A 19,476-nucleotide genomic window follows, 5' to 3' on the forward strand; every position below is an offset into this window, starting at 1 on the left:
GCCAGCAGATCTCAGCGAAAGGACAAGTGCTAATGGGACGCGTTCAAGGCAAGGTCGCCTTCATCACGGGGGCGGCACGCGGTCAGGGCCGCAGCCATGCCGTCCGGCTCGCCGAGGAGGGCGCCGACATCATCGCAGTGGACTTCTGCGAGGACTTCGAGACCATCGGTTATCCGATGGCCACCCCCGATGACCTCGAAGAAACCGCGGCGTTCGTCGAGAAGACCGGTCAGCGCATCGTCACCGCCAAGGCCGACGTGCGCGAGGCCGCGCAGCTGCGCGCCGCGCTGGAGGCGGGGCTCTCCGAGTTCGGCAAGGTCGACATCGTGGTCGCCCAGGCGGGTATCGCCGGCATGAAAGGCCAACCCCCGCTTCAGGCGTGGACCGATGTCATCAACACCAACCTGGTGGGCACCCTCAACGCCATCCAGGTCGCCCTGCCCCACCTGAAGGAAGGGGCCTCGATCGTCGCGACCGCGTCGGCCGCGGCGTTGATGGATGCGCACAACAAGCCGAACCCAGGCAGCGACCCGGGCGGCATGGCCTACATGGTGTCCAAGCGGATGATCTCGTCCTACGTGCACGACCTGGCCACCGAACTGGCCGTGCGCGGTATCCGGGCCAACGTCATCCATCCGACCAACTGCAACACCGACATGCTGCAGAGCCCGCCGATGTACAAGTCGTTCCGGCCCGATCTGGAGAATCCGACCCGCGCCGACGCCGAGCCGGTCTTCAGCGTGCAGCAGGCCATGAAGGTCAACTACATCGAGCCCGAGGACATCAGCAACGCGGTGCTGTGGCTGGCCTCTGACGAGGCCCGTTACGTCACCGGAATGCAGTTGCGAGTCGACGCCGGCGGCTATCTCAAGTGGTACGACTACCACGTCTGACGAACAGCAACAGGGTTGAGGAGGCCAGGCTGTGAAGGTTCGGGTTGATTCCGGACGGTGCCAGGGACACACGCTGTGTTCGATGATCGCGCCGGATTCCTTTGAGCTCAGCGACATCGACGGGACCGCATCGCCGGTCAACGAGATCGTCCCGGACGATCAGCGCGACGCCGTGCGGGAGGCCGCACAGTCGTGCCCGGAACAGGCGATCTCGGTCGACGAGTGAGACGAGTGATGAGCGCTTGCGCGAAGAACAGAACAGCCTGCCATTTGCGAAGAGAGAGCTAGGGAGACAGCCTTGAGTGTCGACGACGTCGTGAACGGCACCGCCGACGACAGCCGCAAGAAGAACACGTACTACTTCGACCGGCACACCCCCGAATACCGGCTGCAGTTCGAGAAGATCACCGAAGAGATGCAGGCCAAGTGCCCGATCGCGTGGTCGGAGACCTACAACGGGCACTGGGTGGCCGCCGACAGCAAGCACGTGTTCGAACTCGCCCGCTGCCCTGCTGTCTCGAACCATCACGACATCTCGGGTGAGACGCCGTTCCAGGGCATCACGATCCCGAAGGCCAGTCGCGCCACCGTTGTTCGCGGCGGCATCCTGGAGATGGACGAGCCCGAGCACAGCGCCTATCGCGGCGCGCTGAACCCCTACCTGTCCCCCGCGGCGATCAAGCGCTGGGAACCGTTCATCGACGAGATCACCCGCGCCGCGCTCGACGAGCACATCGAGTCGGGCCGGATCGATTTCGTCGACCATCTCGCCAATGTGGTGCCCGCGGTGTTCACGCTGGCGATGATGGGCATCAAGCTGGACAAGTGGAACGTCTACAGCGAGCCCACACACGCGTCGGTGTACACCCCTGAGCATGCGCCGGAACGCGAGAAGATCAACGAGCAGCACCGCGAAATGGGCATCGATCTCATCACCAACATGATGGAGATCCGCGAGAACCCGCGCCCCGGTCTGGTGAATGCGTTGCTGCAGTTGCGCATCGACGGTGAGCCCGCACCGGACATGGAGATCCTGGGCAACCTCGGATTGATCATCGGCGGCGGTTTCGACACCACCACCGCGCTGACCGCGCACGCACTGGAGTGGTTGGGCGAGCACCCCGACGAGCGGGACCGGCTGAGCCGGGAGCGGGACACTCTGCTGCATCCGGCCACCGAGGAGTTCCTGCGGTTCTTCACGCCGGCTCCCGGGGACGGCCGCACGTTCGCCGACGACGTCGAGGTCGAGGGTCAACAGTTCAAGCAATTCGAGCGGCTGTGGTTGTCCTGGGCGATGGCCAACCGCGACCCGTCGGTGTTCGAGCGGCCGAACGACGTGGTTCTTGACCGCAAAGGTAACCGGCACTTCAGCTTCGGCATCGGTGTGCACCGCTGCGTCGGCTCCAACGTCGCGCGCACGGTGTTCAAGTCGATGCTGACCGCGGTGCTGGACCGGATGCCCGACTATGTGTGCGACCCCGAGGGCACGGTGCACTACGACACCATCGGCGTCATCCAGGGCATGCGCAACTTGCCTGCGACGTTCACCCCCAGCAAGCCGCTGGGCCCCGGCCTGGACGAGACGATCGAGAAGCTGCAGCGGATCTGCGACGAACAGGAACTCGCGCGGCCCATCACCGAGCGCAAAGAAACCGCCGTTATCGACTAGCGCTGCCGGCATGACAAGGGCAAGGCCTGGTCACACGTCCTCGCCTCGAGCAGAGTCCCTCAGAGCGACGAGTAGCGCTGCCGTATCGCGGTGAACCGGGCCCACATCTGCGCGGTCCGCTCGTGCGCGGTGACGGTTGCGGTCCCGGCCGGTAACACATGCGCCAGGTCGGACTGTTTGACGACCCTGGTGTGCAGCGTCACGGGCGCCCCGTCGAGCATGTGCCGGTAGGTGAGATTGCCCCGCCCGAAGCCCTGGGTGTCGATCCAGTTGTGATAGCCGGGGTCGGTGTGGGCGAGGATGAGCCGGATCTTGCCGTCGGCGTCGACGCTCGTCCGGCTCGGCGTGTAGCTGACCGGGCGATACAAGAAGTCCATGCTGTTGAAGAACACGCCCATGTTGGTCAGAGACCACAGTCCGTCGTGGGCGTCGAACTCGATGATGAGGGCTTCGTCCGGCGAGAGGACCCAGTGCATGTTCACCGCGGCCCGCCCACGCTTGGCGTCGCCGTCATCGGAGGTGATGCGCGGGAAGCGGTTCGGGTGTTCGGCGTCCACTCCCCCGTAGGTGAAGGGAAACTCGGGCCAGTCCCGCATCAGACCCGTCAGGAAGTCTCCGGCCCACCCGATCGCCTCGACCATCTGCCCCGCAGTGGGCAAGGGCTTGGGTTCGGCCATGTCGACCCGCTCGATGCCGAGGCGAGCCGGGATTTCGTCCCAGGAGTCGAACCCCTGGCGGACGAACAGTTTCCGCGATTCCGGCGTGGTGGGCAGCCAGTTCTGGGCCCGGGCCTGGCCGCCGACGTACACCTCGAATGCCCCGTCCCGGTCGGTGGAGAGTTCCGCCGCGGACAGGTTGGCCTCGGGCACGTCGCCGAACGGTTCGTGCAGCACCCCCGGCCCGTCCGGGCGCCGACCCTGCACGGTGATATTGAAGAACCGTGCCGTCCCCCGCTCTCCGGAGATGCGGTAGGTCGAATCCCCGTCGATCCAGGCCTGTTGATAGGTGAAGTCCGCGCAGTCACCTCCCAACTTGCGCGTCGGTCCGCAGAACTCGTGCAGGACCGGATATTTCGTGTTTCGAGTCTCCAATGCCAGGTCGAAGGCCTGGCCCAGGTTCTGGGTGAGGAACCGTAGCGCGTCGACACGCTGCAGCCCGTCGACCGGGTTGTGCTCCTTGAAGATCTGCTGACCCGCCGCTGTCAGCTGATGGCAGAACGTCTCCCAGGCACGGCGCAGCGCGGCGTCGTCCGGTCCGTCTCCATAGGCCACCGCTACCGACCCTTCTCGATGTCGGACAGCATCTCCGACACCACTGAACACGCTCGCCGAGATGCCGCGAGGGAACCCTCGTCGGCGATTCGCGGACCGATCAGCTCCAAGTCGAATCCGTGTGCATAGCCGCCGGCCAGCGCGTGCGACACCACCGTCCCGATCGGGATCGCGCCGTCCCCGGGAACAGCGCGCGCGGGTAGGGCCCTGTCGCCGAGCACATGATCGCTGAGTTGGATCAGCTGGGTCCGCGGCAGCGCGCGGTCGAGCAGGGAGCCCAGATGCGCCTCGGTCCAGCAGTGGAACAGGTCGATACAGATGCCCAGCCCCGCCGATTCGGCCAACTCGATCGTGTCGCGCAGCGTGTGGGCGATGTGAATGTCGGCATAGAGACCCGATGCGTTCTCGACCGCCAACGCGACACCCGCCTGACGCGCGTCCTCAAGACACGGTTGCACAGCTTCGCAGAAGCGGCCGGCCGCCTGCTCCCAGCTGAATTCTCCGCGACCGCCGGTCAGCATGTAGATCACTCTCGCGTCCGCCCTCGCCGCCGCTTCGATGACCCGCCGCAAGCCGTCGGCCGAGCTGAACAGGTGGAAGACCGACTCCACGGAGTAGCCCTGTGCCGAGATGACGTCGGTGAGCGCGGGGTCGAACAGTTGATCGTCGATCAGGCTGAGGCGACTGACCCCGAGCGCCTCCCACGCGTGACGCAGCTCGGCGGGTCCGGCGCCGTGAAAAGTGACCGAATGCACCGACAGTCGCGGGTCCACCGCAGCGGTCATGTCAGTCACGGTTCTCGATCTCGACGCCGAACCTCTCCCGGAAGGGCCGGAACTCCTCGTGCAGCGCTTGGAGGTCCTCACCGATGTCGGTGAGAAGGCTGGTCGAGTACCGGAACTTCCCGTGCCGGTCCCCTTTGTTCGACGCGAGGTAGTCGCGCATACTCGCCTCGGCCTCTGCAGTCAGGGTCCGGCCGGCGAAAGTGTAGTAGTCCCGCACCGTCGCGACGGGCTTGGCGACAAAGTCGGTGTATCTGACATGCCGGATCCGCGGGTCACTCACCGCGGGGCTCGTCATGGTGTTCGCGATTCCGGCTCGTGTGAGTTCCAGATGCTTTTTCGCCGCCGCGCGCAGGTCGACCGGTCCGACGAGACCTTCGAGTATGTCGGCCATCATCATCGTGCGGGATGCGGCCACCTGCACCGGATCACGGTGCAGCCACACCAGGCTGGCATCGGGATAGGCGTCGAACAACTCCGTCAACCGGAACCCGTGGAAACCTTTCAACACCCAGTACTTCTGCGGTCGCTGATACTGGAATTGCTGCAGCATCGCCTTGTGGATGCGGTACTGGGCGACCGCGTCGGTCGGCAGCCCACCGACCACGGTCTGCATCGGCACCCGCCACCACGCCGTCGGTGTCATCACGCGGAAGTCGAACGCCCAGGTGCGTTCGTCCTCAGGCAGCCCGTCGCCGAGCATGTCGTTGTACGGGTGACTGTGCAGCCACTTCGGGAGCATCGTGTTGATCTCACGCCAGTCGGCGTCGGCCAGCGCACGCCGCCGGTCGTCGGGCCCGGCACGTCCAGGCGGCGGGGACGGGTACATCACCTCCCAGAACCGCAGCGCCCGGGCATCAGGGTCCACCGACATCAACGCGTGCATCAGCGTCGTGCCGGAACGGGGTTCTCCGGTAACGAACATCGGCCTGTCGATCACCTCGTCGGCAATCGGAAAGCGTTTCCTGTCCTCGAAGAATTCCAACCGTGTGGTCAACAGCCAGTGGCACACGTCGGCGGCCCGGCGGTGGCCGTCCTCATCCATTCCCAGTGCGTTGAGGTGCTCCACCGCGACCGCGAAACGCTCAGGCAGTGTCGGGTCGCCGTAGTCGTCCAATCCGGTCTCATCCTGTGCACGAGCGAGAAGTGCCGTGGCGTCCAGCTTCTGCGTCATTCGACCGCCCCGCACAGCATCATCAACTCGTCCTCTGCCTCCCTGACGTTGCCCGCCGAGGCTGCGGCGTGCCCGAGGCCGGCCATCGCCGAATAATCGAGGATCTTCGGAACTCGCAGACCAGCATCGACGTAGTCCTTGATGACGCGGGCCACCTGTCTCGGCGTCCCGTGTGGCACCAGGGCCAGGACCATCTCCGGCTCGACGCGGCCGAGAAATTCGACGATGCGGTCCCGGGTCAGGACTGCGGGGTCGACGTCGTGGAACCCGTTCCAGTGGGGCCCCATCGGATGTTCGAAACCGAACCTGCGCAACACGTCTGCGGAGACCTGCAACAGGAACGATTTGACCAGCGGAGCCTGCAGGACCTCCGCGAGTGCGGACTCGTCGCGGCCCATGAGGCAGACCTGGATGAAGCACGGCGTGATCTGGTCTGGGTCACGGCCGGCCTTCTCCGCAGAAGATCGCACCCGCGTGAGCTTTTCGGCATAGTCGTCGGGTGTCCACGCTCCAGCCGGCCACCACCCGTCCGCATATCGGCCGGCGATGTCCAGCGACCTCGGGCCGCTGGCGCCTATCCAGATCGGGGGGAACCGGCTGTCGTACGGCTCGGTGTCGAGCCGCGCGTTGTGCAGCCGGTAGAACGTCCCCTCGAAGTCGACGGGTCCGTCGCTCTCCCACAACAGCCGGATGACGTGCAGTGCTTCCTCGAAACGTCCGACGGGACGGCTGAACTCGAACCCGTACGGCAGGATATTCTCGCGCTCACCGCTGCCCAGCCCGAGGATGAACCGCCCCTTGGACAGGTGGTCGATGGTCAGTGCGCTCTGCGCCAGGCTGGCCGGGTGCCGTCGCACGGTGTCCACGACGCTGGTGGCCAGCGGCACGTTCTCGGTCAGGACGGCCGCGGCTGCGGCCACGGCCATGCCGTCGAGGTGACGGTGCGGGGACGGCGAGGCGGTGGCGAGATCCGTGAACTCGGGCGTCCAGATCGAGTCCGGCCAGAAACTCACCATATGGTCGGGCAGCCAGATGGAGTGGTACCGGCCGCTGTCGAGTTGTGCGAGCTGCCCGAGGTCCAGCGGCAGCGTGGTCCGCAGGAACGCGGCGGGCTGGACCTTCATTGATCGCTCCTCGCGTCCGCGGCCATCGATCGCTCCTCGCGTCCGCAGCCATTGATCGCTCCTCGCGTCCGCAGCGCCGGCTAGCGCCGGGGCAGCCCCAGCACCTGCTGGGCGATGATGTTGCGCTGGATCTCCGAGGTGCCACCGGCGATGGTGCCGCCGAAGCTTCGGCAGTAGCGCTCGAACCAGCTGGCGAAATAGTGATCCAGGTTCATGTGCTCGTACGGTCCGGATGTGGCGGGGTGCACCAGGCCCTCCGGCCCGGCCGCCTCCAGCGCGAGACCCTCGATCCGTTGTTCGGCCTCGGCCCCAAGCAGTTTGGGGATCGACACTGACGCCACGTCGACCTCGCCCCGCGCCGCCTTGGCGATCCCGACCGAACCGAGCAGCCGAAGAGCCTCGTAGTCCATGATGCTGGTGGCCAGCGCGTCGCGCTCCAGCGCAGTGCGGGGCTCGAAGTCGGCGATGCAGTTGGCGATCCGATCGGCGAAACCGAGCCACATCATCGTCCGCTCGTGTCCGAGCGAGCCGTTGGCCACGCCCCACCCACCGTGGAGTGGTCCCACGAGGTTCTCGACCGGCACGCGCACGTCGGTGAAGAACACCTCGTTGAAGTCGAGATTGTCGATCCCGGTCATGTCGGCGAACGGCAGGCACACCACGCCCTCGAGATCGGTCGGGATCAACAGCACGCTGATGCCCTTGTGCTTGGGGGCATCCGGATCGGTGCGCACGAACGTCAGCAGGAAGTCGGCGTCGTGCGCACCCGAGGTCCACACCTTCTGCCCGTTGACGACGAAATGGTTACCGTCGCGAACCGCCTTGGTGCGCAACGACGCGAGGTCGGATCCCGCGCTCGGCTCGCTCATCCCCAGCGACGCCGTGCGCTCGCCGCGCAGCACCGGAACGGCCCACTGGTGCTTCTGCTCGTCGGTGCCGAAGGTCAGCAGCGAAGCGGCGATGATGTTGACGCCCTGCGGGTTGAAGCTGTGGTAGATCCGGCGCCGGCACAGCTCCTCGGCGTGCACGAAGGTCTGCAGCACCGAGGCGTTGCGGCCGCCGAACTCGGGCGGTTGCGCGGGCAGCAACCAGCCGTTGTCGAACAACAGGCGTTGCCAGTCGCGGGCCCACTGCGGCATGTGCGAGACCGAGCGCGGACGCTCCAACGTCTCTGCGGCAGAAGGGGTGTGCTCGTCGAGAAACGCGGAGAACTCGGCGCGGAACTCCTCGACGTCGGTGTCGAAAGCCAGCTGCATCTACAGATCCCTTCCGTATTCCTCCGCGATCATCGCCCGGTGCTCGGCGGCGCCACCGAGCATCAACTCGCCCGCCTTGGCCCGCTTCAACGCGAACTGCAGATCGTTCTCCCACGTGAAGCCCATGGCACCGAACAGTTGCACGCCGTGCCGGAAGACCAGTGTCTGGCACTCCCCCGCGGACGCCTTGGCCATCGCGGCCGCGAGCCGGCGGCGCGGATCGTCTGCGGCGATGGTCAGCGCCGCGAAGTAGGACAGCGCGCGGGCGCGTTCGATCGCGACGTACATGTCGGTCGCCTTGTGCTGGACCGCCTGGAAGGTGCCGATCGCCACGCCGAACTGCTGGCGACTCTTGGCGTGCTCGAGCACGAGGTCCAGGATGCGCTGGCAGGCGCCGACCATGGTGACGGCCATACCCATCAGTGCCACATGATGCGCGCGTTCGGTGTCGGTCGGCAGCCGGTCGCCCTCGGATACCTGCGCACCGGCGAAGGTCACCTCGGCCACGTGCAGGACCGGGTCGAACACCTCGACGCGCCGGGTGGTGGCCTTGTCCGCGTCGATCAGGAAGACTCCGGCCGGGGTCACCACGGCCAGCCGGTCGGCGCGGTCGCCGTCGAGCACGAAGCGGTCGGTGCCGGACAGCACCCATCCCTGCGCATCGCGGTTGGCGCTCACCCCCGAGTACACGGCGGCGCCCGCACTGTCGGCGTCGTAGCGGTCGCCGACCAGTGGCGCGTACTGGGTCAGGGTGGCCAGGAATGGCGTCGGGTCGGTGGCCCGCCCGAGTTCCTCGAGCACGATCGCCAGCTCGACGGCGTTCTCGGGATCCGTCAGCTCGGTCCATCCGGCGTCCAGATAGCTGTTCCACAACGGGGTCGGATCGACGCCGGTCTCGGCGATGTCACGGATCAGGGAGGCCGGGCACTGCTTGGACACCGCGTCGCGCACGGTCTCCTGCCACAACCTCTGATCTGCATCGAACTCAAGTAACACCCGCACGCCTCCTGACGACCGACCAGACCGGAGAATATCATTCTCAGACTTGATCCTGAACGTTCTCATACGGCGGGTACCGGCTCTCCGCCGTCCGCCTCGGCGGGCACGGAGGGCACCCCGCCGACCTGCGCGGATATTAAGCGGTCTGCTGGAGAACAGAGTTCTTGATAATGAAGAACAACGATCTACACTGAAGCGATGACGGCCGCCCCCTCGGCCGCGTGAACAAAGGAAAGACGCGGACATGAAGGAGAGGATCCTGTGAAGGTTCTCGGCGACGGGTCCGTCGGCGCAGAGGCGGGCGCAAGCACCCCGGTCATCGACGCCAGCGTGCACATCTTCTGCCGGTCGAACAAGGACCTACGCCAGAACTTCCTGCAGGAGCCGTTCCGTAGCCGCGGCTTTCCCGACTACGAGATGGACTGGTACGGAGCGCCCGGCGGTGAGTACGCCGACCGGACAGAGGGTCCCGACGGCCAGTACCCGGGTTCGGACCCCGAGGTGGTGGCCAAGCACCTGTTCACCGACCGCGGCGTCGACATCGCGATCCTGCACCCGATGACCCGCGGAGTCATGCCGGATCGGCACCTCGGCACGGCGATCGCGTCGGCGCACAACGACATGATGGTGACGCGCTGGCTGGACCACCCCGAGTTCGGCGAGCGGTTCCGCGGCACGCTGCGGGTCAACCCCGACGACATCGCCGGCGCCCTGCGCGAGATCGACAAGTACCGGGGCCATCCGCGCATCGTCCAACTGGGCATCCCGCTGCAGTCCCGCGAGCTCTACGGCAAGCCCCAGTTCTGGCCCCTGTGGGAGGCGGCGGTCGATGCCGGGTGGCCGGTCGCGGTGCACTTCGAGGTCGGGTCCGGTGTCGCGCTGCCGCCGACGCCCAACGGCCTGACCCGCACCTATGAGCAGTACGTCGGCTTCACGGCGCTGAACTTCCTGTACCACCTGATGAACATGATCGCCGAGGGGGTATTCGAGAGAATGCCCGACTTGAAATTCGTCTGGGCCGACGGTGCCGCGGATCTGCTGACCCCGTTCATCTGGCGGATGGACTGCTTCGGCAGGCCCCACCTGGAACAGACGCCGTGGGCGCCGAGGATGCCCAGCGAATACCTCCCCGGCCACGTCTTCTTCGTCCAGGGCGCCCTCGACGGTCCCGGGGACGTCGATTTCGCCGGCGAGTGGGCGGGATTCACAGGCAAGGACGACATGGTGATGTACGGCTCGAGCTATCCGCACTGGCAGCTCAACGAGCTGTCAGTGCCCAGCGCGTACACCCCCGAGCAGCGCGACAAGCTGGCCTGGCGTAACGCCGCGCAGCTGTACGGGATCCAAAGCCCGGCTATTTCCGTCCCGGCTGCGGCACAGTAGAGGGAGCGAGGAGGCATCACCATGACCGTTACCGCCAATCCACGAGTACCTGCCGCTGAACGCATCGCGGTCCGGTGCGTGGACTCCGACGTCCACCCCGCACCCCGGCGCGGCGATCTCGTCCAGTACCTCCCGGAGCCGTGGCGCAGCAAGTACTTCCTCACGCGCAAGGTCGGCGAGCAGATCTACTACGACGCACCGGACTACGCGCACTCCTACGCGATGCGCATGGACGCGTTCCCCCTGGACGGCGAATTCGCTTGCAGTGACCCCGATCTGGCGTTCAAGCAGTTGATCATGGAAGCAGGCGCCGACATAGCGATCCTGGAACCGGCGGCCTATCCGGCCCGGATTCCCGAGGCGCAGCACGCGATGTCGGTGGCGCTCAACGACTGGCAGGCCAACCACTGGCTCGACAGCCACAACAACTGGCACGAACGCTGGCGTGGTTCCATCTGCCTGGCGATCGAAGAGCCCGAACTCAGCGTCGCCGAGATCGAACGCTGGGCCGGGCACCCCTACATGGCGCAGATCCTGATCAAGGCCGAACCGCGCCCGTCCTGGGGAAACCCGAAGTACGACCCGATCTGGGCGGCGGCGGCCAAACACGACATCACGGTCAGTTGTCACCTGTCGCGCAGCCATTACGACGAACTGCCGATGCCACCGGTCGGGTTGCCCAGCTACAACCACGACTTCATGGTCACCTACTCACTGCTCGCGGCGAACCAGGTGATGAGCCTGATCTTCGACGGCACCTTCGACCGCCACCCCAATCTGCACATCGTGTTCGTCGAGCACGCATTCAGCTGGATCCTGCCGCTGATGTGGCGCATGGACAAGCTCTACGAGGCACGCAAGTCCTGGATGGACATCAAGCGCAAGCCCAGCGAGTACGTCAAGGACCACATCAAGTTCACCACCCAGCCACTGGACTACCCCGAGGACAAGACCGAGTTGATGCGGGCGTTCGACTGGATGGAGTGCGAGAAGATCCTGCTGTTCTCCAGCGACTACCCGCACTGGACCTTCGACGATCCCCGCTGGCTGGTCAAGCACCTACCCGAACACGCCCGGGAAGCCGTGATGTTCAAGAACGGCATCGAGACCTACAAGCTGCCCGACACAGTGCCTGCACTCGAGGGTCAGGTACGGGTTTTCTGACACATGGACAAGGACAAGACGCCCCGGTTGGCACAGGGGCGTGAACACGTCGTCGCCACTGTCGATGAAATTCCGCCGGGCACACACAAACTCGTCCCGATCGGTCGTCACGGCGTCGGCGTCTACAACGTCAACGGCACCTTCTACGCGATCGCCAACTACTGCCCGCACGAGGGTGGTCCACTGTGTTCGGGCCGCGCCCGGGGGCGCAACGTCGTCGACGAGACGGTCCCCGGGGACGCGGTGATGGTGCGCGACATGGAGTACATCTTCTGCCCCTGGCACCAATGGGGTTTCGAGCTCGCCACGGGGACCACCGCGGTCAAGCCAGAGTGGAGTATCCGCACCTATCCCGTCCGGGTCGTCGGCAACGACGTCCTGGTTCAGGCCTGACACCCACTTGAGCCACTGAAATCGGAGCGACGTTGCCCAACAAGTCAATCGAAATCAACGGCGGAAACGTCGTCTACGAAATCCTCGGGAAGTCCGGGGATTTCATCGTCCTCACTCCGGGCGGACGGTTCAGCAAGGACATCCCCGGCCTCAAGCCGCTGGCCAAGAAGCTGGTCGAGGGGGGTTACCGGGTGCTGCTGTGGGACAGGCCCAACTGCGGCAAGTCCGACGTCCAGTTCTACGGCCAGAGCGAGTCCCACATGCGCGCCGAGACCTTGCAGCAGCTGATCACCAACCTCGACATCGGCCCGGTCATCCTGCTCGGCGGGTCCGGCGGGGCCCGCGACTCGATGCTGACAACGATGCTGTATCCGGAGCTGGTCCGGAAACTGGTGGTGTGGAACATCGTCGGCGGCGTCTACGGCTCGTTCGTGCTGGGCTCGTACTACATCGTGCCGAGCATCCTGGCGGTGCGTGGTGCCGGGATGAAGGCCGTCGCCCAGGTCGCCGAATGGCAGGAGCGCATCGCCGAGAATCCGGACAACGAGGCACGCATCCTCGGTCAGGACCCCGAGGTGTTCCTGAAGCTGATGCTGCGGTGGCTCAACGCCTTCGTGCCCAAGCCCGGACAGACCATCCCGGGTGTCGAGGACGAGATGTTCGACAACATCACGGTCCCGACGCTGATCATCCGCGGCGGCGAGAACGACCTCGATCATCCGAAGCGGACCTCGCTGGAGGTCAGCTGCCTGATCAAGGGCTCGAAGGTGATCGATCCCCCGTGGCCCGAGGACGCGTGGGAGCGGGCCGGCGAAGCGCGCGCCTCGGGGAAGGTCAAGCGGTTCAACATGTTCGACACCTGGGTGCAGGCCGCGCCGGCGATCCTGGACTTCCTGCAGAAGTCGAAATGACCGCGGGCTCGGCGTCCCGAGTGTGGGCCATATGCACGCCGGCGGGCGGATTTCGGTACACAAGGCCCACAGTCTCCCGCTCAGTCCGTGATGACGATGCGGACCTCGCTGTTGGTCGCAGCCTCCAGCGCGGTGTGGATGCGGCTCTCGGGGATGCGTTCCAGGTCGGCCTTGCGCAACCTCACCGTGATGATGTCCCAGCCCTCGTCGCCCGTCGTCCGGTCGACCACGCCGGTCAGCCCGAAACCCGCGAGCACACCGTGGGCGTCGTCGTCGGTGCCGTGACTGACGAAGGTCAGTACGCCGGGGACCGGATCGGTGGCGAAGGCGGCGGCGCAGAGGCCGATCGCCTTGTCCTGCAGGACTTGCGGATCGCTACCGCGCATCAGGATCTCCACCTCGCGGCGCTTGGGCGGCAGCGCGGGCAGGTTGTTGTCGATCAGCTCGGCGCCCGCGTCGGTGGCCAGCCGGCCCAGTTCGGCCATACCGGCGCTCAGCTGGTCGGCGGTCAGCTTCCCGGCCAGGTCGACGCCGACTCGCACCACCGCTGTTCGCATGCACGGAAGGGTAACCGGAGATGAGCACGGCGATGAACACCGAACTGACCGTCACCGCATGGCCCGGGCTGACACCGCGACTGCTCCGTATCGGTACCGGTCCCGAAACTGCCGACCAGTACCGCGACGCGGGCGGCTATCTCCCGTTGGCCGATGTCGACGCCCTGCACGACGCGATCGCCCACGCGGGTGTGCTCGGCCGCGGCGGCGCAGCGTTCCCGATGGCGGTGAAGCTGTCCACCGTGCGGAGGGCTTTTCAGCGCGGCGCCGACACCGTGCTGGTGGCCAACGGCGAAGAGGGCGAACCCGCCTCGGTCAAGGACCGCTGGCTGTTGCGCAACCGCCCGCACCTGGTGCTCGACGGGCTGCGGCTGGCCGCACAGATCATCGGTGCCCGGCATGCCCACGTCTACGTGTCCGACAGCGGGGCCGCCGGCGCAGTGCGCGCGGCGCTCGACGAGTTGACTCCCGGTGCGCTCGACGGCGTCACCGTCACCGTCCAGGTGGTGGCACCCACCTATGTGGCCGGCGAGGAGACCGCGGCGGTGCGGGCCATCAACGGCGGGCCCGCCAAACCCACCGACAAGCCGCCCCGGCCGTTCGAGGAAGGAGTCGGCGGCCTGCCCACCATGGTCAGCAACGTCGAGACGCTGGCCAACCTGCCCTACGTGCACCGCCTCGGCCCGGCCGACTACCGCCGGGAGGGCACCGAACGCTCCCCCGGCACGTTCCTGGCGACCCTGACAGGCGGCGGCCGGGCACCCGGCCTCTACGAGGTCCCGTTCGGCACGTCCGCCGCGGATCTCGTTGCGCTTCACGGGGTGTCTGCCGAGCAGGTCCGCGGTGCGCTGATGGGCGGGTACTTCGCCGGTCTGCTGGACCGGCGTGTCCTCGACGGCCGGCTCGACCACGAGTCGCTGCGCGGACTCGGCAGTGGCCTGGGGTGCGGCGCGGTGTCGCTGATCACCGACGAGTGCCCGGTCGCGGTCGGCGCCTCGGTGCTGTCCTACTACGACCGCGAGAACGCCGATCAGTGCGGTTCGTGCTTCAACGGCACCGCGGCGATGGCCGCCGCGGCGGCAGCGCTGCGCGACGGCGTCGCCGATGCCGACGACGTGGCGCGGCTGCAGCGATGGTCGGTCGTCCTGCGCGGCCGCGGGGCGTGCGCCACCCTCGATGCCGCCTGCAACATCGCGGCCAGCCTGCTGGCCATGTTCCCCGACGAGGTGGCCCGCCATCTGACCGCGGACTGCCCGGACTGCAGCGCAGGTGCTTTCAGCTCCGCCCGGCCGTTCGAAGTGGAGGCACTGTGACCGACAGGATGCGGATCAAGCTCGACCGGACGCTGTGTGACGGGTTCGGCATCTGCGCCAAACATGCGCCGGAGTACTTCTCTCTGGACGACTGGGGATACGCGGTGCTGGTCGGCGACGGCGACATCCCCGAGCAGGACCGCGACGCCGTCCAGCGGGCCCTGCTGGACTGCCCGGTGCACGCGATCCTGGAGATCGGTGAGCGCCGCCCGGACGAGACACCGATCCGGCCGTTGCGCGAACCTGACCTGGAGAACCTGAAGACCGAGGACAACGAAGCGGAGTGGGGGTTTTCGCGATGAGCCGACTTCCACTGCCGCAGTTGACCTTCGACAACGAGTTCTTCTGGACCTCGGGCGCCGACGGGGTGCTGCGGATCCAGGAGTGCGGGGACTGCAAGGCGCTGATCCATCCGCCGCAGCCGGTGTGCCGCTATTGCCACGGCCACAACATGGGTCCGCGCGAGGTGTCCGGACGGGCGGTGCTCTCGGCGTTCACCGTCAACGAGAGGTTCTCCATCCCTGGACTGCCCGCACCGTACGTCGTGGCCCAGGTCGCGATCGAGGAGGATCCGCGGGTCCGGTTGACCACCAACATCATCGACTGTGACCCCGGCGAACTGGAGCTGGGCCGCGTCCTCGAGGTGGTCTTCGAGGAGAACGACGACGTGTGGCTGCCGCTGTTCCGGCCCACCGCGGAGCCGGAGACCGCTCCACTGCCCGAGGACGAGATCGCCCCGCAGGACTTCGCGAAGTTCGTCCGGCCGATGCTGACGGCGGAGAAGTTCGAGGATGCGGCCGCGATCACCGGCATCGGCGCGTCGAAGATGGGGCGGCGCCTGATGGTGTCGCCGTTGTCGCTGACGCTGGAGGCGTGTGAGGCGGCGATCGCCGACGCCGGGCTGACGCTGGCCGACATCGACGGCCTGTCCACCTATCCGGCGATGGACGCGATGGGCATGGGTGAGGGCGGCGTCACCGCGCTCGAGGGGGCGCTCGGTATCCGGCCGACCTGGATCAACGGCGGGATGGACACCTTCGGTCCCGGCGGATCGGTGATCGCCGCGGTGATGGCGGTCGCGACCGGGATGGCGCGGCACGTGCTGTGCTTCCGCACACTGTGGGAGGCCACCTTCAACCAGTTGATGAAGGAAGGCAAAGTCTCGCCGCCGGGCGGGATCAGGGTGAACAACTGGCAGGCGCCGTTCGGGGCCACCTCGGCCGCGCACACGCTGGCGCTCAACGCGCAGCGGCACTTTCACCGGTACGGCACCACGAAGGAAACGCTGGGCTGGATCGCGCTGAACCAGCGCGCCAACGCCACGCTGAATCCGACGGCGATCTACCGCGATCCGATGACGATGGAGGACTACCTCAACGCGCGGCCCATCACCACACCGTTCGGCCTCTACGACTGTGACGTGCCGTGCGACGGCGCCGTCGCCGTCGTGGTGTCGGCCGTCGACGCTGCCGCCGACCTGCCGAAACCGCCGGTGTACTTCGAGGCGGTCGGCACCCAGATCATCGAGCGCACCGACTGGGATCAGACCACGCTGACCCACGAACCCCAGGTCCTCGGGCAGGCCGCCCACCTCTGGACCAGAACGTCGTTGCGACCCGCGGATGTCGACGTCGCCGAACTGTACGACGGGTTCACCTTCAACTGCCTGTCCTGGCTGGAGGCCCTCGGGTTCTGTGGAATCGGCGAGGCCAAGGACTTCCTCGACGGCGGCGCTGCCATCGCCCGCGACGGGGTGATCCCGCTGAACACCCACGGCGGGCAGCTGTCCCACGGACGCACGCACGGTATGGGTCTGATCCACGAGGCGGTGTCACAGCTGCGGGGCGAGGCAGGCGACCGACAGGTGGCCGACGCCCGGGTGGCCGTCGTCAGCAGTGGTGGACTGACCCCCAGCGGCGTGATGCTGCTGCGGACCGGCACATGACGGTGGCACCGCGGCCGCGGGTCATCCTCGTCGACGGGATTCCGATGTCGGGTCTGGTGGCGCAGGCGCCGGATCCGCGCGCGGTGATCGTCGCGGTGCACGGTGGGGCGACCTCGGCGGCGTACTTCGACTGCCCCGCCCATCCGGAACTCTCACTGTTAAGACAGGCTGCGGCAAGCGGTTTCACCGCGATCGCGCTGGACCGCCCCGGATACGGCACGTCGGCGGTGTATGCCGGTGAGTTCGCCGATCCGGCCCGCCGGGTGGCCGTCACCTCCGAGGCGGTGGACAAGATCCTGGCCGGCAGCGCCCGCGGCGCGGGGGTGCTCGTGCTCGGCCACTCGGCCGGATGTGAACTCGCGCTGCGGCTCGCGACCACCCGCGATGACGTGATCGGCGTCGAGTTGTCCGGCACCGGCCTGCGCTACAGCGATACGGCCAAGGACATCGTCGCCTCGGCGACGATGACCAACCGGCCCGCAGGGCTACGCGATCTGCTCTGGGAGCCGTCGCACCTCTACCCCGCCGAAGTGCTCACCGGGGCGCTGTCCGCGCAGGGGGCCGCCTACGAGGGCGAGGTGACAGCGAACTGGTCGCGGCGGGATTTCCCGGCCGTCGCCGCCGACGTGCGGGTGCCGGTGCAGTTCACCATCGCCGAGCACGAAAGAGTCTGGCAGACGGGACCGCAGGCCGTATCGGCCATCTCCGGGCTGTTCACCGCATCCCCGCAGGTCCGGATCAACGAGATGTCCGACAGCGGGCACAACCTCTCTGTCGGGCTGACGGCCGGTGACTACCACCGGAAAGTGTTGTCGTTCACCGAGAAGTGCATCGCGGACGCACAGGGCCGCGAGCGGAAACAAGTGGAGGCGAGCTGATGCGCGTCGGATTCATCGGTCTGGGCAGCCAGGGCGGGCCCATGGCACGCCGGATCGCCGAGGGAGGCTTCGAGACCACGCTGTGGGCGCGGCGGCCCGCCAGCCTCGAACCGTATGCCGACACCCCGGCGAAGACGGCCGCCACCCCGGCAGAACTCGGCGCCGCGAGCGACCTCGTGTGTCTGTGCGTGGTCGGCGACGACGACGTCCGCGAGGTGCTCTACGGCGACACCGGCGTGCTGGCCGGCATGGCCGACGGTGGGATCATCGCGATCCACAGCACCGTGCATCCCGACACCTGCCGGGAGATCGCGGACAAGGCGGCGGCGCAGGGGGTTTCGGTGATCGACGCCCCGGTCAGCGGTGGCGGCCCCGCGGTGGAGCAGGGCACGCTGCTGGTGATGGTGGGCGGCGACGAAGAGGTCGCGGAGCGCTGCCGGCCGGTGTTTGCGACGTACGCCGACCCGATCGTGCACCTCGGTCCGCTCGGCGCCGGACAGAACACCAAGATCCTGAACAACCTGTTGTTCAGCGCGAATCTCGGCAGCGCCGTGAGCACCCTGGAACTGGGCGAGTCGCTCGGTATCCCCCGCGACAAGCTCGTCGAGGTGCTCAACCGGGGCTCGGCCACCAGCAAGGCGGTGGGCAGCATCTCGATGTTCGGCGGCACCCTGGACGGGTTGGCCCCGATCGCCGGCGCATTGCTGCAGAAGGACGTGCGGCACGCGGCGAGCCTGGCCGCCGCCGCGAAAGCCGCCGAGGGCGCGGTGTTCACGGCGGCGGATGCGGCGCTGGAATCCATGGATCACAGGCGATGAGCGCTTGCGCGAAGAGCAGAAGACCACGATGAGCGCTTGCGCGAAGAGCAGAAGACCACGATGAGCGCTTGCGCGAAGAGCGCCGTCGGCTTCGTGGGCGCCGGCCGCATGGGCGCCCCGATGGTCGAGCGCCTCGTCAAGGCCGGCCACGACGTGCGGGTGCTGGGCAGGTCGGCCGAGAAGTGCGTCGCCATCTCAGAACTCGGCGCCACCGCGGTGACCGGACTCGACGAGGTGGCCGTCGACGCCGCCGTGGTGGTGATCTGCGTCTTCACCGATGCCCAGGTGCGCGAGATCTGTCTGGACGGTGGACTGCTCGCCGCCATGCCGACCGGCTCTGTGCTGGTCGTGCACACCACCGGCAGCCCGCGCACCGCCGAACTGCTGGCCGCGGCAGCGCCCGGGATCGCTGTGCTCGACGCGCCGGTCAGCGGTGGACCGCACGACATCGCGGCCGGGAACATCACGTTGTTCGTCGGCGGGGATGTGACAGCCCTGGAAGCGGCCCGTCCCGTGCTGGCTGCGTACGCCGACCCGATCCTGCATGTCGGCGGTCTGGGCACGGGCCAGTGGGTGAAATTGCTCAACAACGCGATGTTCGCCGCTCAGCTCGGAATGTTGCGTGAGGCAGCATCGTTCGCCGCGCACGTGGGAGTGCGCGAGGCCGGGCTGCTGGAAGCGGTCGGGCACGGCAGTGGGGCCAGCCGCGCCGCCGAGATCGCCGGCGCGCGAGGGTCGGTGCAGTCGTTCATCGAGTCGGTCGGCGAGTTCCTCGGCAAGGATGTCGCGGTGGTGCGTGAGGTGGCCGCCGAGGCGGGTGGTGACCTGGGCTTACTCGAAGGGCTTCTGGACTTGGTCGTTGGCGCACCGACCGACGGCACACCCCGGTGAGAACCAACACCGCAGAATCCATTGCTGGACCACAGGAAACTGTTAGCGTTACGGT

General features: G+C 67.1%; 20 protein-coding genes. 13 read left to right on the plus strand and 7 right to left on the minus strand.

Annotation, left to right across the window (positions count from 1 at the left end; all coding sequences use genetic code 11):
• Nucleotides 1-32: 32 nt before the first annotated feature.
• From C6A87_RS19050 to C6A87_RS19060, 3 genes are all read left to right on the plus strand, one after another.
• On the plus strand, nt 33-893 hold the full coding sequence (locus tag C6A87_RS19050) for a mycofactocin-coupled SDR family oxidoreductase (RefSeq protein ID WP_311113706.1): 861 nt from the start codon (nt 33-35) through the stop codon (nt 891-893).
• A gap of 31 nt (nt 894-924) precedes the next feature.
• Nucleotides 925-1,119 (plus strand): ferredoxin, encoded by a 195-nt coding sequence (locus tag C6A87_RS19055; RefSeq protein ID WP_311113707.1) that lies wholly within the window; start codon nt 925-927, stop codon nt 1,117-1,119.
• Between the two features lie 72 nt (nt 1,120-1,191).
• The gene (locus C6A87_RS19060; RefSeq protein WP_311113708.1) at nt 1,192-2,562 is read left to right on the plus strand and encodes a cytochrome P450; all 1,371 of its coding nucleotides are present in this window, start codon (nt 1,192-1,194) and stop codon (nt 2,560-2,562) included.
• Between the two features lie 59 nt (nt 2,563-2,621).
• Here C6A87_RS19060 and C6A87_RS19065 read toward each other — a convergent pair whose 3' ends face one another.
• From C6A87_RS19065 to C6A87_RS19090, 6 genes are all read right to left on the minus strand, one after another.
• Complete coding sequence (locus C6A87_RS19065; protein ID WP_311113709.1) at nt 2,622-3,833, minus strand: DUF1214 domain-containing protein; 1,212 nt, start codon at nt 3,831-3,833, stop codon at nt 2,622-2,624.
• Nucleotides 3,834-3,835: 2 nt separating this feature from the next.
• The gene (locus C6A87_RS19070; protein WP_311113710.1) at nt 3,836-4,618 is read right to left on the minus strand and encodes a TIM barrel protein; all 783 of its coding nucleotides are present in this window, start codon (nt 4,616-4,618) and stop codon (nt 3,836-3,838) included.
• 1 nt (nt 4,619) lies between these two features.
• On the minus strand, nt 4,620-5,789 hold the full coding sequence (locus C6A87_RS19075) for a sulfotransferase (protein ID WP_311113711.1): 1,170 nt from the start codon (nt 5,787-5,789) through the stop codon (nt 4,620-4,622).
• Nucleotides 5,786-6,913 (minus strand): LLM class flavin-dependent oxidoreductase, encoded by a 1,128-nt coding sequence (locus tag C6A87_RS19080; RefSeq protein WP_311113712.1) that lies wholly within the window; start codon nt 6,911-6,913, stop codon nt 5,786-5,788. Before C6A87_RS19080 ends, C6A87_RS19075 begins: the two co-directional genes overlap by 4 nt.
• Nucleotides 6,914-6,993: 80 nt before the next feature.
• Nucleotides 6,994-8,169, minus strand: coding sequence for an acyl-CoA dehydrogenase family protein (locus C6A87_RS19085; RefSeq protein WP_311113713.1), 1,176 nt, complete (start codon nt 8,167-8,169; stop codon nt 6,994-6,996).
• A complete protein-coding gene (locus C6A87_RS19090; RefSeq protein WP_311117994.1) occupies nt 8,170-9,165 on the minus strand; it encodes an acyl-CoA dehydrogenase family protein in 996 nt (331 codons plus the stop codon).
• A 264-nt stretch (nt 9,166-9,429) separates the two neighbouring features.
• On the opposite strand from C6A87_RS19090, the gene C6A87_RS19095 reads away from it, so the two are divergent.
• Genes C6A87_RS19095 through C6A87_RS19110 form a run of 4 tightly spaced genes read left to right on the plus strand, consistent with a single transcriptional unit; the run spans nt 9,430 to nt 13,019 of the window.
• Complete coding sequence (locus tag C6A87_RS19095) at nt 9,430-10,551, plus strand: amidohydrolase family protein (RefSeq protein WP_311113714.1); 1,122 nt, start codon at nt 9,430-9,432, stop codon at nt 10,549-10,551.
• A 21-nt stretch (nt 10,552-10,572) separates the two neighbouring features.
• A complete protein-coding gene (locus C6A87_RS19100) occupies nt 10,573-11,715 on the plus strand; it encodes an amidohydrolase family protein (RefSeq protein ID WP_311113715.1) in 1,143 nt (380 codons plus the stop codon).
• A 3-nt stretch (nt 11,716-11,718) separates the two neighbouring features.
• A complete protein-coding gene (locus C6A87_RS19105; protein ID WP_311113716.1) occupies nt 11,719-12,108 on the plus strand; it encodes a Rieske 2Fe-2S domain-containing protein in 390 nt (129 codons plus the stop codon).
• Nucleotides 12,109-12,140: 32 nt separating this feature from the next.
• Complete coding sequence (locus C6A87_RS19110) at nt 12,141-13,019, plus strand: alpha/beta fold hydrolase (RefSeq protein ID WP_311113717.1); 879 nt, start codon at nt 12,141-12,143, stop codon at nt 13,017-13,019.
• Nucleotides 13,020-13,099: 80 nt separating this feature from the next.
• Here the strand turns inward: C6A87_RS19110 and C6A87_RS19115 are convergent, their stop codons facing one another.
• The gene (locus C6A87_RS19115; RefSeq protein ID WP_311113718.1) at nt 13,100-13,576 is read right to left on the minus strand and encodes a hypothetical protein; all 477 of its coding nucleotides are present in this window, start codon (nt 13,574-13,576) and stop codon (nt 13,100-13,102) included.
• 20 nt (nt 13,577-13,596) lie between these two features.
• Between C6A87_RS19115 and C6A87_RS19120 the strand changes: the two genes are divergently transcribed.
• The 6 genes from C6A87_RS19120 to C6A87_RS19145 are packed head-to-tail and all read left to right on the plus strand — an operon-like array spanning nt 13,597 to nt 19,421.
• A complete protein-coding gene (locus C6A87_RS19120) occupies nt 13,597-14,889 on the plus strand; it encodes an NADH-ubiquinone oxidoreductase-F iron-sulfur binding region domain-containing protein (protein ID WP_311113719.1) in 1,293 nt (430 codons plus the stop codon).
• Between the two features lie 8 nt (nt 14,890-14,897).
• The gene (locus C6A87_RS19125; protein WP_311117995.1) at nt 14,898-15,191 is read left to right on the plus strand and encodes a ferredoxin; all 294 of its coding nucleotides are present in this window, start codon (nt 14,898-14,900) and stop codon (nt 15,189-15,191) included.
• A complete protein-coding gene (locus tag C6A87_RS19130; protein WP_311113720.1) occupies nt 15,188-16,834 on the plus strand; it encodes a thiolase C-terminal domain-containing protein in 1,647 nt (548 codons plus the stop codon). The genes C6A87_RS19125 and C6A87_RS19130 overlap by 4 nt, the downstream gene beginning before the upstream one ends.
• On the plus strand, nt 16,831-17,712 hold the full coding sequence (locus C6A87_RS19135; protein WP_311113721.1) for an alpha/beta fold hydrolase: 882 nt from the start codon (nt 16,831-16,833) through the stop codon (nt 17,710-17,712). Before C6A87_RS19130 ends, C6A87_RS19135 begins: the two co-directional genes overlap by 4 nt.
• A complete protein-coding gene (locus tag C6A87_RS19140) occupies nt 17,712-18,530 on the plus strand; it encodes an NAD(P)-dependent oxidoreductase (RefSeq protein WP_311113722.1) in 819 nt (272 codons plus the stop codon). Before C6A87_RS19135 ends, C6A87_RS19140 begins: the two co-directional genes overlap by 1 nt.
• 60 nt (nt 18,531-18,590) lie before the next feature.
• Complete coding sequence (locus C6A87_RS19145) at nt 18,591-19,421, plus strand: NAD(P)-dependent oxidoreductase (protein ID WP_396837108.1); 831 nt, start codon at nt 18,591-18,593, stop codon at nt 19,419-19,421.
• Nucleotides 19,422-19,476 lie beyond the last annotated feature (55 nt).

Source organism: Mycobacterium sp. ITM-2016-00317 (genome assembly GCF_002968295.1).
GTDB lineage: Bacteria > Actinomycetota > Actinomycetes > Mycobacteriales > Mycobacteriaceae > Mycobacterium.